The following is a 1,784-nucleotide window of genomic DNA, read 5'->3' as shown; positions in this document are numbered from 1 at the left end:
CGCCTAACGTCTGAGCTAAGCGGCAGCATCAATCGCGAAGCGATTGATCTGTCCGCTTGAGCGAATAGTTAGGCCAGAACGCTACAGCCTGACCTACGGAGCGACAACCCCTGCCCCGCACTTGCCGAGATCAACCTCGCCGGATGCCTGGCTGATGCCCGCGAGGAGGCTCGTGCCTGCGCCTGCGAGGAGCCTCACCGAGGAACAGCGCGGCGCTTGGCGGCTGCCAGAGCGCCGCCCGCCTCAGCGGCCGGTCGCGAGGTGCTCAACGGCGCAGGCGGAATGGACCACAGACCTCGGCCCAAAGGGCCTAACGATCGAACTAAGCGGCCACATCAATCGCGAAGCGATTGATTGGTCCGCTTGAGCGAGTAGTTAGGTTTTCTCCCCCGGTTGCGACGGAGCAACGGGATCGAAAACCACGATGAAGAACGTAGCGACAGGCCCGAGGAAGATCGACAGGAGGAACCAGTTGAGCCCGCTTCGCCCCTTGCCTTGGGCCAGACCTGCGTTGATGAGCATGAGCGTGCCCCAACCTACGAGAAACTCACTGTTTTGCTGATCCACCTCGGCCTCTCCTACTGCTGAAACCTAACGCTTGAACTAAGTGGCCACATCAATCGCGAAGCGATTGATTGGTCCGCTTGAGTGAGTAGTTAGCAGTCACGTGACTAGCGAAGATACTGAAAGTAGTTGCCATTGCACTTCCTCACTACGCTTTCATGCGAATCGAAGATGACCGAACAACCCGAGCCAATCAACTCCTTGGACTTACGAACCAAGGCCTTCTCGATCTCATCAGACAATCCACTTTCAAGGCTGTCAGCAACATCTGAAGTCGCGAAGTAAAAGACATATCCGTTGAGATCGCCATCTTGGCCTGGGAATAGCCATACGCTTGAAATTGGGGCGCGCTCTCGGAACTCATCCAGTACGGCTTCTCGCACGCGACCCGCTATCTCATCGAACTGACGTGATTTGGATTTCGCGCGCGCGAAATCTTCTTGACTAGGAACCTGAGACTGCTTCTTCAGTTCTGGCAAAGCGGAATTCCTCTTCACGTGACTGCTAACGCTGGAACTAAGCGGCCACATCAATCGCGAAGCGATTGATTGGTCCGCTTGAGCGAATAGTTAGAGGTTATCCCGATCATTGATGCGCCACCACCACAGCCTGAACCTGCGCACGGGGCTCTTTGCATCCATGACATGGCGCCATCGATCCATGACATCGGTTCTCTTGCCATCGCGGTCCTGAAGCGCCACCGGCTGAACTGGCGGAGTGATGCGATGAAACAGAACCATGACCGGACCGAACACAGGAATGAACGCGATCAGCGTGAGCGATGCCCTAATGACCCAGTGATCGTTCGAGCGCCACAGGCTTGGGACCAACCAGGCCGCGATAGCCGTTGAGGCTATGGTCGCTATGACTAGGACTGGATCGAACTTCACGGAATCGCCAAACCTCTAACGTCTGAACTAAGTGGCCACATCAATCGCGAAGCGATTGATTGGTCCGCTTGAGTGAACTGTTAGGCGCAAGACTAAACGCCCGAAATGATGGATGCACGTTGCCGCTCATACTCGGCTGGTGTGATGGTTCCGGAATCGCGCAGCTGATCAAGCTTTGCAAGCCGAGCAGTTGGACCAGTGTTTGCCCTCACAGCCCACCAAATGGCGAGCCCAATGAGCACCGGAATCACAACGAGAAAGGTGAGAATGATGAGCGCATTCAGTGCGAACACTTGAAACTCCTTGCGAACTTTTGGGGCTGCGCCTAAC

Annotated in this window: 4 protein-coding genes; all 4 read right to left on the bottom strand. The window is 55.8% G+C overall.

Translation table 11 applies throughout. From position 1 onward, the window contains the following. Window positions 1-375 precede the first annotated feature (375 nt). Complete coding sequence (locus O9255_RS14690) at window positions 376-567, bottom strand: hypothetical protein (protein ID WP_297867613.1); 192 nt, start codon at window positions 565-567, stop codon at window positions 376-378. 104 nt (window positions 568-671) lie between these two features. After that, window positions 672-1,043, bottom strand: coding sequence for a hypothetical protein (locus O9255_RS14685; RefSeq protein ID WP_297867612.1), 372 nt, complete (start codon window positions 1,041-1,043; stop codon window positions 672-674). Window positions 1,044-1,133: 90 nt separating this feature from the next. Next, window positions 1,134-1,454, bottom strand: coding sequence for a hypothetical protein (locus O9255_RS14680; RefSeq protein WP_297867611.1), 321 nt, complete (start codon window positions 1,452-1,454; stop codon window positions 1,134-1,136). Between the two features lie 92 nt (window positions 1,455-1,546). Further along, window positions 1,547-1,784, bottom strand: a 238-nt coding sequence (locus tag O9255_RS14675) for an SHOCT domain-containing protein (RefSeq protein ID WP_297867610.1), incomplete at its 5' end; no start/stop codon positions are given.

Origin of the sequence: Silanimonas sp. (assembly GCF_027530345.1) — a bacterium.
Taxonomy (GTDB): Bacteria; Pseudomonadota; Gammaproteobacteria; order Xanthomonadales; family Xanthomonadaceae; genus Silanimonas.
This window is presented reverse-complemented; position numbering and strand designations above follow the sequence as displayed.